At 65.5% G+C, this 21,583-nt stretch carries 3 protein-coding genes and 2 pseudogenes; all 5 read left to right on the plus strand.

All coding sequences use genetic code 11. From position 1 onward, the window contains the following. Window positions 1–5 precede the first annotated feature (5 nt). Window positions 6–10,427 (plus strand): annotated as a pseudogene (locus ACQP06_RS15945) (SDR family NAD(P)-dependent oxidoreductase); the annotation flags it as partial. Next, on the plus strand, window positions 10,424–11,809 hold the full coding sequence (locus ACQP06_RS15950; RefSeq protein ID WP_433672906.1) for a cytochrome P450: 1,386 nt from the start codon (window positions 10,424–10,426) through the stop codon (window positions 11,807–11,809). The pseudogene ACQP06_RS15945 and the gene ACQP06_RS15950, both read left to right, overlap by 4 nt. A 3-nt stretch (window positions 11,810–11,812) precedes the next feature. After that, on the plus strand, window positions 11,813–13,219 hold the full coding sequence (locus ACQP06_RS15955) for a thioesterase domain-containing protein (protein WP_433672907.1): 1,407 nt from the start codon (window positions 11,813–11,815) through the stop codon (window positions 13,217–13,219). 10 nt (window positions 13,220–13,229) lie between these two features. After that, a pseudogene (locus tag ACQP06_RS15960) lies at window positions 13,230–19,115 on the plus strand (SDR family NAD(P)-dependent oxidoreductase); the annotation flags it as partial. A 370-nt stretch (window positions 19,116–19,485) separates the two neighbouring features. Continuing rightward, window positions 19,486–21,024 carry a flavin-containing monooxygenase gene (locus ACQP06_RS15965; protein ID WP_433672908.1) on the plus strand — a complete coding sequence of 513 codons (1,539 nt, stop codon included), beginning with the start codon at window positions 19,486–19,488 and terminating at the stop codon, window positions 21,022–21,024. Window positions 21,025–21,583 lie beyond the last annotated feature (559 nt).

A 21,583-nucleotide genomic window follows, 5' to 3' on the forward strand; every position in this document is an offset into this window, starting at 1 on the left:
ACGAACAGCTCCTCGACTACCTCAAGCGCGCCACCTCCGAGCTGCGCCGCGCGCGGCGACGGATAGACGAACTGGAATCCGTGGCCGCCGAGCCCATCGCCATCATCGGAATGGGCTGCCGCTATCCGGGCGGAGTGTCCACGCCGGAAGAGCTGTGGCAGCTGGTGGCCGACCGAGCAGATGCGGTGGGGCACTTTCCCCTCGACCGTGGCTGGGATCCCGAAGCGCTGCTGCGCAGTACCACTGCTAGCGGCGGTTTCCTCCACGATGCGGCGGAATTCGATGCCGGCCTTTTCGGCATGTCGCCGCGGGAGGCGTTGGCGACGGATCCGCAGCAGCGATTGCTGCTCGAGGTGTCCTGGGAGGCGCTGGAGCGTGCGGGTGTCGATCCGCTGTCGCTCGCGGGCAGCCCCACGGGTGTCTACCTCGGCGTCATGCACAACGATTACGGTTCACGACTGCTCGACGACTCCGGCGACTTCGAAGGGCAACTCCTCACCGGCAGCCTGCCCAGCGTGGCATCCGGGCGAGTCTCCTATTGCCTGGGACTGAAAGGACCCGCGGTAACGGTCGATACCGCCTGCTCGTCCTCGCTGGTCGGCCTGCACCTGGCCGCGCAAGCGCTGCGGTCGGGGGAGTGCGGCATGGCGCTGGCCGGTGGGGTCACCGTGATGTCGACACCCAATGTGTTCCTGGAGTTCTCGCGCCAGGGCGGGCTGTCACCCGACGGCCGATGCAAGGCGTTCTCCACCGAGGCGGATGGCACCGGTTGGGCCGAAGGCGTCGGTGTGCTTGTCCTGGAACGGCTTTCGGACGCACAGCGGCTCGGACACCCGGTCCTCGCGGTGGTGCGAGGATCGGCGATCAATCAGGATGGCGCGAGCAGCGGCCTCACCGCGCCGAATGGGCCGTCCCAGGTGCAGGTCATCCGTGCGGCGCTTGCCGCCGCGGGCCTGCGACCCACCGATATCGACCTGGTCGAAGCGCACGGGACGGGCACTCCGCTGGGTGATCCGATCGAATTGCATGCCCTCGACGAGGCCTATGGTGCGGGTCGCGCTGCCGATCAGCCGCTGTGGCTGGGATCGGTGAAGTCCAATATCGGCCATACTCAGGCGGCCTCCGGTGTCGCGGGCGTGATCAAGATGGTCATGGCGATGCGGAATCGCACGATCCCGCCCACCCTGCACATCGACCGGCCGACAGCGCATCTCGATTGGTCTGCGAGTCCCCTGCGGTTGGCCACCGAGATGATCGCCTGGCCGGAGCAGGGCCGGCTTCGCCGTGCCGGGATCTCCTCGTTCGGCATCAGCGGAACCAATGCACATGTCGTTCTGGAAGAGGCCCCCGTAGCAGTGGAGGCCGGTGCGGACGGTCGTGCCCGCACGCCCGTGCCAATCGTGGTGTCCGGTCGGTCGGCTGCTGCTGTGCGTGCGCAGGCCGTGCGACTGCTCGATCGGATCGAGCGGGATTCAACCGTTTCAACCCTCGACATCGCCTACTCGTGCGCGCTTCGATCGGCACTGGAATATCGTGCGGTAGTACAAGGTTCGGGCCGTGCCGAGATCATTGCCGGGCTGCGCGCACTTGCCGACGGATTCATTCCGGTATCGACCACTGCCACAACGGATTCGGTTGTCTGGGTCTTCCCTGGGCAAGGCTCACAATGGGTGGGCATGGCGCTCGGCCTGTGGAAGTCCATGCCGGTGTTCGGCTCTCGAATGGCCGAGTGCGAGCAAGTATTCGCTGGGCTGGTGGATTGGTCTCTCGAGGAGGCCCTGGCGGACGAACAGCTGCTGGCGCGTGTCGACGTCGTACAGCCGGTGCTGTGCGCGGTGATGGTGTCATTGGCGGCACTCTGGCGGTCGATGGGTGTCACACCGTCCGCCGTTGTCGGACACTCCCAAGGGGAGATTGCCGCCGCATGTGTGGCGGGGCTGTTGTCGCTCGAAGACTCGCTCCGTCTGATTGTGTTGCGTAGCAAGGCTATTGCCGATGGACTGTCCGGCCGCGGTGCCATGGCTTCGATCGGTCTGGCTGCCGCGGATATCGCCTGGGATCGGGTCGGCGTGGCGGCGATCAACGGTCCTACTTCGGTCGTGGTCTCGGGCGATGTGGATGCCGTGCAGTCCTACGTGGCCGAGTGCGAACGGCTGGGCGTACGGGCTCGAATCATCCCCGTGGACTATGCCTCTCATTCCGCCCATGTCGAGGCGATCCGTGCGCAGGTGCTCGCGGCCGGTCGCGACATCACGCCGGGTACCGGCGACATCGACTTCTTCTCCACGGTCACCGGCGGTCGTCTCGACGGGTCCGCATTGGATGCCGAGTACTGGTATCGAAACCTTCGGCAGCCGGTCCGGCTGGCCGAGACGATCCGCACGCTGGCCGACGGCGGTCGGCGAACTTTTCTCGAGGTGAGCCCGCATCCGGTGCTCATCCCCGCGATTCAAGAAACCGTGAACGATGCTGTCGCACAAGGGACCCTGCGGCGCGACGAGAACGACTTCGAACAATTCCTGCAAGCCATGGCGGCGCTGTACACCGGGGGTGTCACCCTCGACTGGCGGCCGCTCTTCGAGGACACCGGCGCACACCTCGTCGATCTGCCCACATATCCCTTCCAGCGCCGACGGTACTGGCTGGATGTCCCGCGGCCGCTTTTGAGCGCTCCCGTCGCGCTCGCGTCGAGCGACGACAGCATCCAGCGCGGACGACTGTCGGTACGAACGCATGGCTGGCTGGGTGATCACCGGGTTCGGGGTGAGCATGTAGTCCCTGGAACGGCCTTGCTCGACATGGTCTGCGGCGAGGAGTGCCTGCTCGAGGAACTCACCCTGCACATTCCGTTGACGCTGCCCGCCGATGGCGCTGTCGAGGTGCAGGTTCATCGGGGGCAGCCGGACGAGAACGGGCGTCAGTCGCTACAGCTGTACTCCCAGGACGCAGATTCCGGTTGGCTCTTGCATGCCAGCGGGACACTCGTCCTGGCCGCGGGCGGCGGCGTGGTTGCCGACCTGACCGAGTGGCCGCCGCAAGGATCGCAGGAACTCGACCTATCGCACTGGTACGACGATCTCGCCACCCACGGTATGGAGTACGGCCCCGCCTTCCGCGGTCTGCGGGCGGTATGGCAGCGCGGTGCGGAACTGTTCGCGGAAGTCGTCCTACCCGGGCCATTGGTGGATCAAGCCCGATGGTTCGGGCTGCATCCTGTCTTGCTCGACGCGGCTCTGCATGCGCTGGGACAGCGCAACGGCGGGATGGTGCCGTTCTCGTGGAGCGACGTGCGGTCAACTGCCGCGTCTCCCACCGCTGTCCGGGTGCGGATCACTCCGCTGGGGACCGAGTCGGTGGCACTCGAGGTCGCCGACGGAACCGGTCGAGGTGTGATGTCGGTCGGTTCCCTCACGCTGCGGCCCCTCGGCGTTCAGCGTCCCGATGCCCTGTTCGAGCTCTGCTGGGAACAGGTGCAGGCTGCCGGGGCGGCGCAGCCCTCGGACGGCGTGACGGTCATGCACTGCCCGGTGGGCGAGGGCGACATGCCGCAGCGCGTCCAGAATGTCGTGTCGGGCGTGCTGCGTGATCTGCAGCAGTGGTTGGCCGACGAGCAAGGGAACGAATCACGCCTCGTTGTCGTGACGCGCGGTGCGGTAACCCTGGATTCGGAGGCAACGGGAGACCTTGCGGCAGCCGCGGTGTGGGGGCTGGTCCGCTCCGCGCAAACCGAGCACCCGGACCGGATCGTCCTGGTCGACAGTGACAGCTCCGATGAACCGGGCGCCGTGACCGACCTCGTACCCGCGATCCTCGCCACCGGTGAGCCGCTCGTGGCCGTACGCGATGGTGCTTTGCATGCGCTCCGCCTGACCCGCACGGTCGGCAGCGAGACCGCGCCGTTCCCGGCCGACGGCACCGTACTGATCACCGGCGCTACCGGAACCTTGGGCCGCGCGGTCGCGCGGCACCTGGCCGATGCGCACGGTGTGCGAAACCTGTTGTTGGTGAGTCGCCGGGGCATGGCCGCCGACGGTGCCGCGGAGTTCGTGGCGGGGCTGTCCGCGCACGGTGTCGCGGTGACGGTGGCGGCCTGCGACATCGCCGACCGGCAGGCATTGAGTGATCTGCTGGCTGCGGTTCCGCGGGACAAGCCACTGTCGGCGGTCGTTCACGCCGCCGGAGTATTGGACGACGGAGTGATCGAATCCCTCACTCCGGAGCGGCTCCGCACCGTACTGGCCGCCAAGGTGGACGCGGCATGGAACCTGCACGAGTTGACCATGGACCGCGGTCTGTCGGCTTTCGTGCTGTTCTCCTCCGTCTCCGCGGTCCTCGGTGGAGCCGGTCAGGGCAACTATGCGGCGGCGAATGCCTTCCTCGATGGGCTCGCGCACCACCGTCGAGCGCAAGGGCTGCCCGCGACCTCCCTGGGATGGGGATTCTGGGCGGAGCGCAGCGGTCTGACCGGTGCGCTCGACGACACGGATGTCGCTCGCATGGCGGACAGCGGTGTGTCGCCGCTCGACACCGGTGAGGGATTGGCGCTGTTCGACCTGGCGCTCGGCGTGGATCGGGCCCATGTCCTTCCGGTGCGCTGGCACCTGCCATCGCTCCGGGACAAAGCCCGCGCGGGGACGCTGGCACCGCTGTTCCGGCGCTTGGTGGCGATGCCGGGCCGGGCGGCGGGCACCGCTACCGAAGGTCAGCACGGACTGGCCGACAGCCTCCGCGCGGCGTCGGCGGTCGAGCGGAGCCGGGTCCTCGACGACCTGGTTCGACGCGACATCATGGCGGTCCTGAAGCACGATTCGATCGCCGCCATCGAGGTGGACACGGCCTTCCGAAACCTGGGATTCGATTCCCTCACAGCACTCGAGCTGCGCAACAAACTGTCGGCTCGGACCGGGCTGCGACTGCCCGCCACCCTGGTGTTCGACTATCCGACGCCGAAGCTCCTCATCCAGTTCCTCGATGAGGAGTTGTCGGGCCCGGCAACCGATGCGCCGATCTCGGAATCGGTGTCGCCGGTGTCGCCGTCGGAGCCGGTGGCCATCGTGGGGATGGGTTGCCGGTTCCCCGGCGGGGTGTCCTCTCCGGAGGAGTTGTGGCGGTTGGTGGCCGACGGTCGTGACGTGATCTCGCCGTTCCCGACCGACCGTGGATGGGGCGAGATCTTCGATCCCGTACCCGGTGCGGCGGGTAAGTCGTACGCGAACAAGGGCGGATTCCTTTACGACGCAGCCGAGTTCGACGCGGAATTCTTCGGGATCAGCCCGCGGGAGGCGATCACGATGGATCCGCAGCAGCGGATCCTGCTCGAAACCGTCTGGGAGGCACTCGAACACGCCGGGATTCGGCCCGCGACGCTGCGAGGCAGCGACACCGGCGTGTACGTCGGCGCGATGTACCACGACTACCCGCAGAGCGAAAACGCCGGCGCGATCGTGTCGGGCCGGGTGTCGTATGTGCTGGGGTTGGAAGGGCCTGCGGTATCGGTGGATACGGCGTGTTCGTCGGGTCTGGTGGCGTTGCATCAGGCGGTGGCGGCATTGCGTTCGGGGGAGTGTTCGCTCGCTTTGGCCGGTGGTGTCACGGTGATGGCGAACCCGGGAACGTTTGTGGAGTTTTCCCGGCAGCGGGGGCTGGCGCCGGATGGCCGGTGCAAGCCGTTCGCCGAAGCAGCCGACGGGACGGGTTTCGGTGAGGGATCGGGTGTCCTTGTGCTGGAACGGTTGTCCGAGGCGCGCCGCAATGGGCATGCGGTGTTGGCGGTGGTGCGTGGTTCGGCGGTGAATCAGGATGGTGCGTCGAATGGGTTGACTGCTCCGAATGGTCCGTCGCAGCAGCGGGTGATCCGGCGGGCGTTGGCCAATGCCGGGTTGTCGGCGGCTGAAGTTGATGTGGTCGAGGCGCATGGCACCGGTACCACGTTGGGTGATCCGATCGAGGCGCAGGCATTGTTGGCCATCTATGGGCAGGATCGGCCTGTGGATCGGCCGGCGTGGTTGGGTTCGATCAAATCCAATATCGGGCACACGCAGGCGGCCGCGGGCGTGGCCGGTGTGATCAAGATGGTGCAGGCGCTGCGGCACGGAATCTTGCCCGAGACGCTGCATGTGGATACGCCGTCCACCCATGTGGATTGGAACACCGGGCGGGTGGAACTACTTACCGCGCAACGTGATTGGCCGGTGGTCGATCGGCCGCGTCGTGCCGCGGTGTCGGCGTTCGGTATCAGCGGCACCAATGCGCACGTGATTCTCGAACAGGCACCGGAATCGGTGACCGATCCCGTCTCCGAGGCCGGTGACGGCGCGGATGGCCCAGTGGTGTGGGTGGTTTCGGGTCGGACGCCGGAGGCGTTGGCGGGGCAGGCGGGCCGGTTGTCGCACTATCTGTGCGAGCGCCCGGACGTCGATCCGGTGGATGTAGCGGCGACCTTGGCGGGTCGGTCGCGGTTCGATCAGCGCGCGGTGGTCGTGGGCGGAGACCGGGCGGCGTTGCTGGGGGGCTTGGACGCGGTGGCCCAGGGGCTACCCGCCGAGCGCGTGGTGTCGGGGACAGCCCGTGGACCCGGCAAGACGGTGTTGGTGTTTCCGGGCCAGGGTGCGCAGTGGCTGGGGATGGGTCGCGGACTGTCGGCCCGGTTCCCCGTGTTCGCGCAGAAGATGGCCGAGTGTGATCGGGCGTTCGCGCCGTTGGTGGATTGGTCGCTGCTCGATGTGCTCGCTACCGATGACGCGGGGTGGCTCGAGCAGGTCGAGATCGTGCAGCCGGTGTTGTTCGCGGTCATGGTGTCGCTGGCCGAGTTGTGGCGTTCGGTCGGCCTCGTACCCGATGCGGTGGTGGGTCATTCGCAAGGCGAGATCGCCGCAGCCCATGTCGCGGGCGGTTTGTCGCTCGAGGATGCCGCCCGGATCGTGATCGGCCGGTCATCGGCGTTGACGGCGTTGGCAGGCCGGGGCGCGATGGTGTCGGTGTTCGCGGCCCCGGACCGGGTGCAGGAGCTGATCGAAGGGTTCGACGGGCTCGCGGTGGCCGCGGTCAACGGCCCGGGATCGACGGTGGTGTCCGGTGCGCTCGAGCAGGTGGATTCTTTACTGAGCGAATGTGAGCGCCGTGATATTCGTGCCCGGCGGGTGGCAGTGGATTACGCCTCGCACTCACCCCAGGTCGACCAGTTGCGTGCTCACCTGATGCAGGTGCTCGAAACCGGCTCACCTACCCGGACCAGATCATCGCTCGAACCGGCCTCGTCGCGGGCGGCGTTCTACTCGACCGTCACCGGCACGGTCCTGGATCCAACCGGATTGGATGCGGACTACTGGTACCGGAATCTGCGGGAACCCGTGCGTTTCGAGCAGGCGGTGCAGGCATTGCGCCGTGACGGCTACCGCACGTTCGTCGAGGCGAGCTCACATCCGCTGCTGGGCGTCGACCTCGAACAGATCTGTGCCGCTTCGGCATTCGACAATGGCAATGACCCGGTGATCGTCGGTTCGTTGCAGCGCGACCAGGACAGTGTTCTCGCGTTCACGCGCTCGATGGCCCGCTTAGCGGTGGCGGGTGCGGATGCGGTGTGGGATGCGGTGGCGCCACGTCGTGGCAGGCGGGTGGAGTTGCCGAGTTATGCGTTCACGCGCCGCCGGTACTGGTCGACCCCGTCGGGGGTCACCGATGCTGCGTCGTTGGGCCTGTCGGGGGCAGGACATCCGTTGCTGGGGGCGATGCTGGCGTCGGCCGATTCGGGCGGGGTGGTGTTGACCGGGCAGTTGTCGTCGGCAATGCAACCGTGGCTGGCCGATCACGCGGTCGGCGGCACGGTGTTGTTCCCCGGCACCGGGTTTGTGGAGTTGGCGATGCGGGCGGGTGCCGAGGTCGGGTGTCCGGTGCTGCGGGAGTTGACCGTGACGACTCCGCTGGTGTTGACCGCCGCGACCCCGGTGCAATTGCAGGTCGTGGTCGATGGACCCGACGGGCAGGGACAAGGTGCGCGCAGAGTGATGGTGTATTCCCGTGCTGCGCAGGACCCGGAGGCGGGGTGGGTCACTCATGCCGAGGCGGTACTCGATCGGCGAGGCGAATTCTCCTCGAACTCGGTGATTGCCGGTCCGGTGCCGGAGATGCCCGCGGTGTGGCCGCCGCGCGGTGTCGTGCCGGTGCCGGTGGACGGTACGTATTCGGTGCTGGCCGATCTGGGATACGACTACGGTCCGACTTTCCAGGGGTTGCGCTCGCTGTGGCGTGATGGTCAGGAGTTGTTCGTCGAGGCCTCGTTGCCGGACTCGGTGAGTGACGCGTCGGAGTTCGGGTTGCATCCGGCCCTGTTGGATGCGGTGTTGCATGCCGCGGTACTGGCCGCGATGGACACCGATTCCGGTGCCGATACCGGGGTGATGTTGCCGTTCGCGTGGTCGGAGGTGACCTTGCACGCGGTCGGCGCATCCACGGTGCGGGCCCGGATCTCACCGACCGGTACGGGGGCGGTCGCGATACAGATCAACGACAGCGCCGGACACCCCGTACTGACGGTCGGATCATTGACGTCACGGCCGCTGTCCACCGGACAGTTGGGCACCGCGACCGCACGCGACCGGCTGTGCGCAGTGCAATGGACCCCGACCCGGACCACTACCCCGACCTCGGTGCCGGTGTCGCGGGTGTTCACCGGTGTCGCGGACTTCCGGTCCTGGACCAGGGACGAAACCGCATCGGTACCACCGGTTGTCGTGTTCGACCTGCGCGACCGCACCGCGGACGATCTCGACGTGCCGGGGCGAGTGCGGCGGGCGGTCGCCGACACGCTGGTCGTGGTACAGGGCTGGCTGAGCGAATCACGGTTCGCCACAAGCACATTGGTGGTGCTGACCGGCGGGGCCATCGCGACGGACGGTACGCAGGTCGAGGATTTGGCCGGTGCGGCGCTGTGGGGGTTGGTGCGTTCGGCGCAATCGGAAGATCCGGGCAGGATCGTGCTCGTCGACACCGACCTTCCCGCGGGCCGCCCCTTCGACGATCTTGCCGGCGTGCTGGCGTGTGGTGAACCCCAGGTCATGATCCGATCCGGGGTGTTGCACACCGCTCGACTGGTCCGGCTCCCGTTGGGGGAGGCCGGGATGGATTCGGGTGTGGTGCAGGCGGTGTCGGCGGGCACGGTGTTGATCACCGGTGGGACCGGCGGGTTGGGGTCGATGCTGGCGCGGCATCTGGTGACCGCGTACGGGGTGCGGTCGTTGGTGCTGGCCAGCCGTCGTGGCCCGGCGACGCCGGGGGCGGCGGAGTTGGTCGCGGAGTTGACCGGGTTGGGCGCGCGGGTGCGGGTCGCGGCGTGTGATGTATCGGATCGGGGGGCCGTGGCGGAGTTGCTGGCCGCGGTTCCCGAGGACGCGCCGCTGACCGGTGTGGTGCAGACCGCGGGTGTGCTCGACGACGGTCTGACGGTGTCGTTGACCCCGGATCGGGTGGATGCGGTGCTGGCGGCCAAGGCCGACGCGGCTTGGCATCTGCACGAGTTGACCCGCGAGCTGGATCCGGCGTTGTTCGTGTTGTTCTCCTCGGTCGCAGGCGTGTTGGGCACCGCCGGGCAGGGCAACTATGCGGCGGCGAACGCGTTCCTGGACGGGCTTGCCGAACACCGCCGCCTCGGTGGACAGGCCGCGGTGTCGATCGCTTGGGGATTGTGGGCGACCGGCACCGGAATGACCGGACATCTCGGCGATGCCGACAACGCGCGGATGAATCGTGTTGGGGTGCTGGCGATGTCGGACGAGCAGGGATTGGCGATGTTCGACGCCGCGCTGACCCAACACCGTGCGGGTGTGGTCGCCGCCAGGGTGGACACGGCTGCGCTGGCCGCCGGTGCTCGCGCGGGCACGCTGCCTCCGTTGCTGGAGGGGTTGCTCGCCACCGTCCGCAGCAGCACGCCGGGCGCGGCGGGTTTGCGGCAGCGGCTGGAGGGGCTGGCACCGGCCGAACAACAAGCGGTGGTCCTGGACGCGGTTCGTGGTCAGATCGCGGCCGTGCTGGGACACGACAGTGGTGCGGCCATCGATGCGGACCGCAACTTCCGGGACCTGGGATTCGACTCGTTGACCGCGGTCGAGACTCGCAACCGGTTGAATGCCGTGACCGGGTTGCGGTTGCCCGCAACCCTGATCTTCGACTATCCGACACCGGACGCGGTGACCGCGCACATCCTCGCCCAGCTCACCGACACCGGTTTTTCCGACGTTTTGGCGCGTCTGGAAAAAGAGGTCATGGAGATGGTCGACAGCAAGACGCTCAGCGATGAATTCTATTCGAAATTATTGAACGTGACCCGAATCGCCGCTCGGGCGAATGGAGATCGGGGCCGATCGGAGGACATTATGGCCATGAGTGACGAATCGTTGTTGGACATGCTCGCGGGTGAATTTGGTATCTCATGACAACATCGCTGATTCGGCAGGGCATCCCGCACGTGCCCGGCCGTGTGCCCCTTTTGGGTGATATTCGCAAAATCGACCGCCGTCGCCCGTTGCACAACGAGATGGCATTGGCCGAATCGCTCGGTCCTATTTACGAACGCAAGGTCGTCGGGTTGCATTTTATCTATGTTGCAGGCGGTCGGCTCGCCGCGCAATGTTCGGACGAGCAGCACTGGGAACGGGAATTGTACGGTCCCGTGACCGAACTTCGGCGATTCATGCCGCGTAGTCTGTTCACGGCAGATTCCAGTGATCCGTTATGGGGACAAGCGCACCGCATCTTCACTCCGGCATTCACGCAAACGGCGATGCGCCGCTATCACCAGGCGATGCAATGGATAGCGGATGATCTCGTGGCGGAATGGTCGGGCAGCGGTGGTGTCGTCGACGCGCATTCGGCCATGACACGCGCTGCGGGAGAAGCTATCGGCCGTGCCGGATTCGGTCGGAATCTGGGGCTTTTCGGTGATACGACCGGCGGCGCCGCCTCTCGTGCGTTTTTCGATTCCATGGCGGCCATGCTGCGAATGACGGCGGACGTCAGCAGTCAGTTGCCCGGGATCGGCGTCCTCCGCAGGTGGCAACGTGAGCCCAGTGCGCGCCGCCATATCACAACGCTGAACGGATTTGCGGACGATATCATCGCCGATCGGCTTCATCATCCGACGGACGATGAAGACCTGCTCAACCTGATGCTCACAGCGAGCGACCCCGAGACCGGTCAACGGTTGCCTCCGGAAAATTTGCGCGCGCAACTCTTGAACTTCCTGGTCGCCGGGTCCGAGACCACGGCGGCATTGCTGGAGGTGGTATTGCACTGTATCGCCGCCGACCGGCAGCTGCAGGAGGAGCTGCGCGCCGAGATTACTGCGCGAGGGGGGTTCGATTACCAGGCGGTGACCGGGATGCGGCTGGTTCGGCATGTCCTCAACGAGTGCCTGAGATTGTGGCCACCGGTGCCCGGCTACCTCCGGAAAGCTCGCAGCGACCAGAATCTCGGTGGTTACCTGATTCCTGCCGGACAAAGGGTTTTCGTCCTGGCTTTGGCCGCGCAGCGTGACAGGGACGTATGGGGTCCGGACGCCGACACCTTCGATCCGTATCGCTTCGAAGCCGACCGTCTCCGGGCCAATCCTGAGCGATTCTTCCAGCCCTGGGGCGTCGGGCCGCGCAGCTGCATCGGTCGTCAGTTCGCGCTCCAGCAAGCCACATTGCTGATCGCTCGAATCCTGTCGGATTTCGAATTGGCCACTGACGGTGAACCTTTGGTGATCAACGAACACGGAACTTTTCGGCCCGCGCCCTATCGGTTGAAGATTACGGCGACTACACGGAAGCGTTGAGCAATGACAGAAATTGTGAATCAGCAGCATCGGGTCGAGTGGTCCATGATTCCCACTCCCACATCGTTGCCCGAGGTGGCGCCCTGCGATTGGGAAGAAGCACTGAACGGGCCCGACAGTGACACCGCCCAGGTCATGGTCCTGGACTGCCGTAGAGACGAATCCGGTTCGTTGCCAACGGATGCGCAGGCCATGACACAGAAAGTGTCGGCAGCTCTGCAGTCCTGGTCCGGACAACGACGCTTCGATTCCAGTCCGTTCCTGGTTCTCACGCGCGGTGCGACGGCGGTATCGGCCGACGAGGTCGTGCACCCGGTGGGATCGGCGATATGGGAGCTGGTGGTGTCGGCGCAATCCGAGCATCCGGGGCGGATCGTGCTCGTCGACACCGACTCCGCCGATAAAGGTCTCGGAGATCTACTCGGACTCATGGCAATACGGAACATGACCGTCACCGCGATCGCCAGCGCCGAACCTCAACTCGCCATGCGCGGACACGCCATGCTCGTACCTCGACACGACGGGGCCGCCTACACCCCTCCCGCGGTGACCGCTCGAGCCGCCGAGCCGACTCTTGTACGCATGTTCAGGCAAGCGATCGCGGACGACAGGTTCAGCGACGGCATGGAGATGCTTCTCGCGGCTGCGCAACTTCGTCCGGCGTTCGACTACCACGCGGACACGGCGGGAATACCGAAGTGCATCGGACTCACCGGCGGCACGCCCGGCAACAGTGGCGGAGATGTGTTGCCGCACATTGTCATGATCTGCACCCCGGCGTTTCTCGGCGGATACATTCAGTACATTCTTCTCGCCGCCCACCTGGGCGCACATCGCCGTTTCTCGGTGATCCCACTGTCGGGATACGAGCCGGGTGAGCCTTTGCCCGCGTCGCTCGACGCCGCCATCGACAGTATCGCCAAGACCGTCCTCGACACCGTGGGCGACGACGAATTCGTCGTGGGTGGCATGTCGGGGGGCGGGAACCTCGCCCACGCCACCGCGGCTCGCCTGCTGGCACAAGGCAATACGCGGCTCCAGGGGTTGATCATCTTCGATTCCTTTATCGCTCCCGAGGCAAATGACCGCCAAATGGACACCGCGCGAGACGCCGTGGTCGATACCGACGCGTCGATCCCCGATCTCGCCGGCTTCACCAGCGATCGTTTGACTGCTCTCGCGTGCTGGATCGACCTGCTGCGGCAAGTGGAGTGCCCGCCGGTCGAATGTAAGGCGCTCGTCATCAAGTGCACGAAACCGTCACCGGCGCACAACCTCCACGAGTGGCCAGTAGAAACCTGGTCGACAACACAGACCGTCCGGACCGTGGACGCGCAACATGTCGAACTGTGCAGCACCGAGGCGCATACGACCGCACAGCTGGTCGACCAATGGTTGAGCCAGGAATAGAGGTTCGAGAATGGTCGATCAGCAAAAGCTGCAACATCTCCTACGACGGGTCACCGCCGAGCTGCAGGAAAGCAGGGCCAAGCTGCGGGAGCTGACGCAGGCGGGCTCGGAGCCGGTGGCGATCGTGGGTATGGGGTGTCGCTTTCCGGGAGGTGTGGGGTCGCCGGACGATTTGTGGCGTCTGGTGGTCGAGGGTCGGGATGCGGTCTCGGCGTGGCCGTCCGATCGCGGGTGGGATCGGTTGGCGGACAGGTCATCTGTGCGGGAGGGCGGGTTCGTCCACGACGCCGGAGATTTCGATCCGGAATTCTTCGGGATCAGTCCGCGCGAGGCGCTGGCTATGGATCCGCAGCAGCGATTGCTGTTGGAGACGGTGTGGGAGGCGTTGGAGCAGGCGGGCATCAAGCCGGATTCGCTGCGTGGCAGTGACACCGGCGTGTTCGCCGGTGTCATGGGGCAGACCTATGGCGGGACATCCGGCGTCGAGGCCGATCACGGACCGGAGGGGTATCGAATGACCGGCTCCGCACCGAGCGTGGTGTCGGGCCGGGTGTCGTACGTGCTGGGGTTGGAAGGGCCTGCGGTATCGGTGGATACGGCGTGCTCGTCGAGCTTGGTGGCGCTACATCAGGCGGCGGCGGCATTGCGGTCCGGAGAATGTTCGCTGGCCTTGGCCGGTGGTGTCACGGTGATGGCGACCGCGGAAACGTTCGTGGAGTTTTCCCGGCAGCGGGGGCTGGCACCGGATGGCCGGTGCAAGCCGTTCGCCGAAGCAGCCGACGGGACCGCGTTCGGTGAAGGCTCGGGTGTGCTTGTGCTGGAACGGTTGTCGGATGCCCGACGCAATGGGCATCGGGTGTTGGCGGTGGTGCGTGGTTCGGCGGTGAATCAGGATGGTGCGTCAAATGGGTTGACTGCTCCGAATGGTCCGTCGCAGCAGCGCGTGATTCGGCGGGCATTGGCCAATGCCGGATTGGCCCCAACCGGGGTCGATGTGGTGGAGGCGCACGGCACCGGCACCACGTTGGGTGATCCGATCGAGGCGCAGGCATTGCTGGCGACCTATGGTCAGCGTGATCGTGATCTGGAACCGGTGTGGCTGGGTTCGGTCAAATCCAACATCACGCACACGCAAGCGGCGGCTGGTGTGGCCGGTGTGATCAAGATGGTGCAGGCATTGCGGCACGGGGTGCTGCCCAAGACGTTGTACGCGGATCAGCCATCCACGCATATCGATTGGACTGCCGGGCGGGTGGAACTGCTGACCGCGCAACGTGATTGGCCGGTGGTCGATCGGCCGCGTCGTGCCGCGGTGTCGGCGTTCGGTATCAGCGGCACCAATGCGCACGTGATTCTCGAGCAGGCACCGGAATCGGTGACCGACCACGTCGCTGAGGCCGGTGACGGCGTGGATGGCCCAGTGGTGTGGGTGGTTTCGGGTCGGACACCGGCGGCGTTGACGGGGCAGGCGCGGCGGCTGCGGGATTTCGTGGCCGGTGACCCGCTGCTGGACATGCGGGATGTGGCGCGCGCGTTGGCGTGTCAGCGATCGCGGTTCGATCACCGTGCCGCGGTGGTGGGCGCGGATCGCCACCAACTGCTCGAGGGACTGACCGCGCTGTTGGCGCAGGCTCCGAGTCCCGCCGTGGTCACCGGCGTGGCTGGAATGCCCCGCAAAACCGTATGGGTGTTCCCTGGCCAGGGCGCTCAATGGCTGGGCATGGGCAGACAACTGCTGGACTGTTCGCCGGTGTTCGCCCGGAAGATGGCCGAGTGCGATGCGGTGTTCTCGCCGCTCGTGGATTGGTCGTTGTTCGCCGTGCTCGAGGGTGCGGACGGTGCGCCGCCGCTGGAGCGCGTCGACGTGGTCCAACCGGTGCTCTTCGCGGTGATGGTGTCCTTGGCCGAACTGTGGCGCTCGGTCGGTGTTGTTCCGGACGCCGTTGTGGGCCATTCTCAGGGCGAGATTGCCGCGGCGTGCGTGGCCGGGGCCTTGTCCCTCGAGGATGCCGCTCGGGTGGTGGTGCTGCGGTCGGCCGCTTTGATCGCTGTGACCGGCCGGGGCGGGATGGTCACGGTGTCCTTGCCTGTCGATCGGGTCACCTCGCTGCTGGCCGGATACGACGAATTGTCAGTGGCCGCGATCAACGGGCCCCAGGCGACGGTGGTATCCGGTGCGGCAGGGCAGCTCGAGTCCTTCCTGGAAGCATGTGCCCGTGACAACGTGCACGCCCGCCGGATCCCGGTGGACTACGGCTCGCATTCGCCGCAGGTCGATGGGCTCCGCGAACCGCTGCGCAAGGTGCTCGCCGAACTTCGGCCCGGATCGTCGCACGTGGCGTTCTGGTCGAGCGTGACCGGTGGCGTACTGGACGGCACCGAGTTGGACGCGGACTACTGGTTCCGGAACCTGCGCGAACCGGTGCGTTTCCAACACGCGGCTCAGGGCCTATTGGTGGACGGGTACAACACCTTCCTCGAGGTCAGTCCGCATCCGCTGCTCACCGTCGGCATCGAGCAACTCTGCGACCTTCGGGCGGGTGCCGATCCCGTGACCGTAGTGGGTTCGCTGCGACGTGACGAAGGGGGCATGGAAGGTTTCCTTCGGTCGGCGGCGCAGTTGGAGGTGTCGGGTGTGGGGGTGGATTGGGCAGCGTTGCTGGGACCTGCTCCTGCGGGCGGGATAGCTTTGCCGACGTATGCGTTTGCGCGGCGCAGGTATTGGTTGGATGGCGACTCGAATAGTGGGGACGCGTCGTCGCTGGGGCTATCGGCGGCTGATCATCCGTTTCTGGGCGCAGTGGTGGTGTCCCCGGACGGGGACCGTGTGGTACTGACCGGCCGAGTCGGCCTGGCGACCCATCCGTGGCTGGCCGATCGCGCTGTCGGCGGGTTTGTGCTGTTCCCAGGGACCGCTTTCGTGGAGTTGGCGTTGCATGCGGCAGCGGAAGTGGGTTGCGCACTGCTGCGGGAGTTCACTGTGCTGACGCCGCTTGTGCTGCCCGACGAGGTCGGGATGCAGTTGCAGGTAGTGGTGGACGATGCCGACGAGCTCGGCTGCCGGTCGGTGTCGGTGTATTCCCGTGCGGAGGCCGCAGACGGCAGGTGGGTGCTGCACGCACAGGGTGTGTTGGGTAACGAGGGTGTGCCGGAACTGGACGCGGGTTTGGTGGTGTGGCCGCCCGCTGGTGCGGTCGCCGTGCCTGTGGATGGTCTATATGACCGGTTGGCTGTTGCCGGTGACGAGTATGGATCGGCGTTCCAGGGATTGCGATCGGTATGGCGTTGTGGTGCCGAACTGTTCGTGGAGGTCGAGCTGTCCGAGACGATGACCGATGTGTCGCGGTTCGGGCTGCATCCGGCCTTGCTGGAGTCGGTGCTGCACGGACAGCTCGTCGATGTCGATCCCAATCCGGGGCGGGTGAGGTTGCCATTCTGCTGGCAGGGGGTGGCTTTGCACGCGACCGGAGCGTCGCTGGTGCGGGCGCGTATCACTCCGGTGCCTGGCGATATCGGTGCAATATCGATCCAGGTCGCCGATGCGGTCGGCCGGATGGTGTTCACGACGCGGTCCTTGACCGTGCAGGAGGTATCTTCCGCAGAGCTGGACGCCTTCTCGGTGCAGGACGGGTTGTATGGAGTGCAGTGGACGCCATTAGCGGCGCAGATTATCTCGCCTGCCGATGCCGAAACCTTCGCCAATGGTGAGGATTTCGGTAGCTGGGTGCGGAACCGGGAAGTGACCGTACCCGCGGTCGTCGTATTCGATCGCGGCGTGGTCGGTGCCGGTGCCGACGAGGATGTGCCGAGTCGTGTCCGCGATGCAACGCATGAGATGTTGCGGGTGTTGCAGGCCTGGATTGATGAGTTGCGTTACATGGCAAGCACGTTGGTTATCGTCACTCGTGGTGCGGTCGGCCGGGCTGGGCAAGATGTCACTGATTTGGCAGGATCTGCGGTCTGGGGTCTGGTGCGTTCGGCGCAGTCGGAGGCTCCGGGTCGTATCGTGCTGGTCGACACAGACACTGACGAGCTGACCGCCGAAGGGCTTGCGGCGGTGATCGTTTCGGGCGAGCCCCAGATCATGATCCGTGCCGGTGTCGTACATGCGGCCCGATTGATCCGGCTACCTGTTCAGGCCAGAGATACCGGGAAGATCGTCCGCACGGCGCCGATCGACTTGTCAAGGCCGGGCGCGACTGGCGTGGTGTCGGCTGGGACGGTGCTGATTACTGGCGGCACGAGTGGTTTGGGTGCGGTTTTGGCGCGGCATTTGGTGACAAACCATGGGGTGCGGTCGCTGGTGTTGGCGAGTCGTCGTGGTGCGGCTGCGCCGGGAGCGTCGCTGTTGGTGACGGAGTTGGGCGAGCTGGGTGCTCAGGTGCGGATTGTGGCTTGTGATGTCGCGAACCGCGATGAGGTGGCCGAGCTGTTGTCGGCGGTGCCCGAGCAGTTCCCTTTGACGGGTGTGGTGCATGCGGCCGCTGTGCTCGATGACGGCGTGATCGCGTCACTGACACCGGACCGGATGGACGCGGTGTTGGCGGCCAAGGCTGATGCGGCATGGCATCTGCATGAGTTGACCCATGAGTTGGATCTGGGGTTGTTCGTGTTGTATTCCTCGGTTGCGGGTGTGTTGGGCAATGCGGGGCAGGGCAACTACGCGGCGGCGAATGTGTTCCTGGACGGGTTGGCCGAGCATCGGCGTGCGAGTGGGCTGGCCGCGACTTCGATCGCGTGGGGGTGGTGGGCTTCCGATACCGGGATGACCGGGCATCTCGCTGATACCGACACCGCTCGGTTGGGTCGTGTTGGGCTCTCACCCATCTCGACTGAGCAAGGTCTGGCAATGTTCGACGCTGCGATCATTCAGGACCGTGCCGGCGTGGTCGCGGCACCGCTGAACCGTGTGGTGCTGGATGCGCAGGTCAGGGCTGGGACATCGATCCCGCTGCTGCGGGGATTGGTTTCGAGTGCGCGACGTCGTTCGGTGCCGGAGCTGTCGCGGGAGCAGGGGGCGGGTGTGCGAGAGCGGGTTTCAGCGCTGGCGGAAGCCGAGCGACTGCCGATGCTGCTGGGCGTGGTGCGAGAACAGATGGCGATTGTGCTCGGCCATGATGGTCCCGACGCGATCGATCCAGCCGGCAACTTCCGGGAGTTGGGTTTCGATTCGCTGGCCGCGGTCGAGGCCCGCAACCGACTCAATACGCTCACCGGACTACGACTGCCCGCGACCCTGATCTTCGACCATCCCACACCGACCACCCTCGCCCGATACATTCTGCAAGAACTGCTCGAAGCCCAGGGGAAGATGGCGGCAGCGCCGACGCGGTTGCCGGACGCTACCCGCGCGGCCACCGACCTTCCGGCGGCAGCACCCGTGGCTCCCGACGAGACTTTGGTCGGTGTCATCCGGCAAGCGATCGAAAACAATAGGCTCAGAAACGGTTTGGCGTTCTTGCGAGCGGCAGCGAAGCTCCGTCCGGTGTTCGACCAATTCGCCGGGGGAATGTCGACTGGCATCGGAATCAGTGGCGGTTCGCCCGGCAACAATGTCGGGGATGTCCTGCCGCACTTGGTATTCATTAATTCCCCGGAATTCCTCGGCGAATCCATTCAGTACACGCAGCTTGCCGCCGATTTGGGCGGTCACCGCCGTGTTTCGGCTATCCCGCTGTTGGGATACGCTCCGGATGAGCCGCTCCCTGCCTCGCTTGATGCCGCTATCGACAGCATTGTCGAGACGGTCCTCGATACGGTGGGCCAGGACGAATTCGTCCTGGGCGGTTACTCGGTAGGCGGAAATATCGCCCACGCGGCGGCGGCTCGGTTACTGGAACAAGGAAATAGCCAGCTGCAAGGCCTGGTCATCCTTGACGGCTTTATCGCCCGCGAGGCGAATGAATACCAACTGAACGGCCGCGGGAACCACCTGCTCGAGATAGACGCGACGCTCCCTGACCTCGCCACCACACGGTTGACCGCATTCGGCTGGTGGTTCGACCTAGCGATGCAGATCGAGCACAAGCCTCTTGAATGCACGACGCTCTTCGTTAGGTTCACGCGATCGGCGCATTTGCGGCAGAGCATCGTTGACTGGCCGATAGAAGCGTGGTCAACCGCGCAGACGGTCCAGACCGTGGATGCGGAGCACGTTGCGCTGTGCGGTGCCGCGGTCCAAGTAACGGCACAGTTGATAGGTCAATGGCTCACGCAGCTGAGCGCTGGCATCCAACCTATTCAGTGAGAAAGTAAAAATGAGCACAATGACAACAGAACCTGATCATGAGATCGTGGTGATCGGGGCGGGTCCCGGCGGTATCGCGGCGGGTGTACTGCTCAAACGCGCGGGGATCGAAGAGTTCACTATTCTGGAACGCGCGGGCGAGGTCGGCGGCAGTTGGCGCGACAATTCCTACCCGGGGATCAGCGTGGATGTACCCGCGCTCATTTACCAGTACTCGTTCGCTCGCAAGGCCGATTGGCCAACGGCGTTCCCGACAGGTGCTGAGGTTCAGGCGTATCACCAGGATGTGGCCCGCCGCTTCGGTCTCTATCGGCATCTGCGGTTCCACACCGAGATCGTCCGCGAAGTATGGGACGAGAAACACCGTCGATGGGCGTTGCACACCGCTGGTAACGAGATCATCACGGCCAGGTTCGTGATCAGCGCGGTCGGTGCCTTTCTGCGCCCCAAAGCCGATGGCATAAACGGCCTCGATGATTTTACCGGCATAGTGCAACGCCCGGCCACCTGGGACCATGCTCTCGACCTGGCGGGTAAGCGCGTGGCAGTGGTCGGTACCGGCGCGAGTTCGGTGCAACTCACGCCCGCGATCGCGCCTGACGTAGCTCACCTCGATGTCTACCAGCGGACGCCGGTGTGGTGCATACCCAAACCCAACTTGCCGGTCCCGCGCTGGTTCCAAGCCGCCCTGCGGGTGCCAGGCGTGGCGGCGGCCCTGCGCGGGATGATGTTGCTGGGGTTGGAACCCATTGCCAGACTGGTCACGATCATGCCCTTGGCTGTGGCGAAACCGATGATGGCCGCATTCGATTCCTTGGCCAAGCGGGCTTACCGAAGGTATCTCCGACGGATCATCGACGACCCCGAAACGGCCGCCGCGCTGACACCCGACTATGGACCCATGGCGAAGCGCGTCACCCTGTCGGCCGGATATCCGGCGGTGTTCAATCGCGACAACGTCGGCCTGGTCGCCGACGACATCGAGCGGTTCACCGAGCAGGGCATCCTGGCCGGCGATGGCACCGAGCGCAAATATGACGTCATCGTGCTGGCTACCGGCTACGAGATGTACACCGATCCGGAAAGCTACGTCGAAGGCGCCGTGGTCGGGCGGGACGGATTCGATCTCGGTCAGTTCTTCGGAGCCCATGGAGTACAGACCTATGAGGGTGTGGCCGTAGCCGGTCTGCCGAACCGCTGGATGCTGGTCGGACCGTACACGATGGCCGATATCGGATGGCACGGGATGGTGGAAACGACTGCCTCACATGCTATTCGAGCGATAGTGGAGGCGCGCCGCCGCCATGCGTCGACCGTCGAGGTGAGCGGACAGGCGCACGCCGCGCACCATGCCGAGATCCGCAGGCGTGGTCGGGTCCTTCGGTACTACGTCGAGACGCAAAACAAGGGTACTCGAACCTACTACCGCAACTCGCACGGTGACGTGGCGTATTTCCGGCCTGCCGGTGCTCTCGAAGCACGGTGGCGTGGCAGGCATTTCCCGTTCACCGACTACCACTTCGACGCGAACAACGGCAACCCTTGCCCGCAAAAATAGCGGGCGCCGGCCATCGATTTCGAGCAATACGGGGGCAACGGCCGAGCAGGCACCGATCACCTTGGCCACGCCACTGCGGCTACCGCGCGGCGCGGTCGGAGTCACGGCGTGCCTGCGGACGGTCGACAGGGCGGATCCGGTGGGATGTCGTGGGAATTCGAGTGCCATTCTGCGTGCCATTTTGCGGCCGAAACGGTGGGAATCCGTAGGTTTCGGCCGGAACGGGTGGGATGCGTTGGGATAGCGGAATGTCAGGTCAGGATAGGTAGAACCCCCAAGATCGCCAGGTCAGCGCATGATCTTGGGGGTTCTACGAGATGATGGGCAAGGACTGGCCGTTCTGCTGGGCAGCGATGTGAACTGCTGACTGGGCAGTCCTTGACGTAATCCTGCACTGTCGGTGCTGCACTTCGAGGTGCAGTTCGTCGTTCGATTGGCTCTGCTGGTGGATCTTGGCGGGGTTTCGGAGCGAATTCCACCGGGGGCCGGGGCTGTGTGTGCGGCCGGTAGGAACAGTGGTGTGGATGGGGAGACGAGTGGGCAGTATCGACGGTTCGCG

The organism is Nocardia sp. CA-136227, assembly GCF_050955695.1.
Classification (GTDB): Bacteria; Actinomycetota; Actinomycetes; order Mycobacteriales; family Mycobacteriaceae; genus Nocardia.

What these genes read in the sequence shown, in the direction of transcription:
- ACQP06_RS15950 (WP_433672906.1), top strand. Translation starts at nt 10,424, where the DNA reads ATGACAACATCGCTGATTCGGCAGGGCATCCCGCACGTGCCCGGCCGT.
- ACQP06_RS15955 (WP_433672907.1), top strand. Translation starts at nt 11,813, where the DNA reads ATGACAGAAATTGTGAATCAGCAGCATCGGGTCGAGTGGTCCATGATT.
- ACQP06_RS15965 (WP_433672908.1), top strand. Translation starts at nt 19,486, where the DNA reads ATGACAACAGAACCTGATCATGAGATCGTGGTGATCGGGGCGGGTCCC.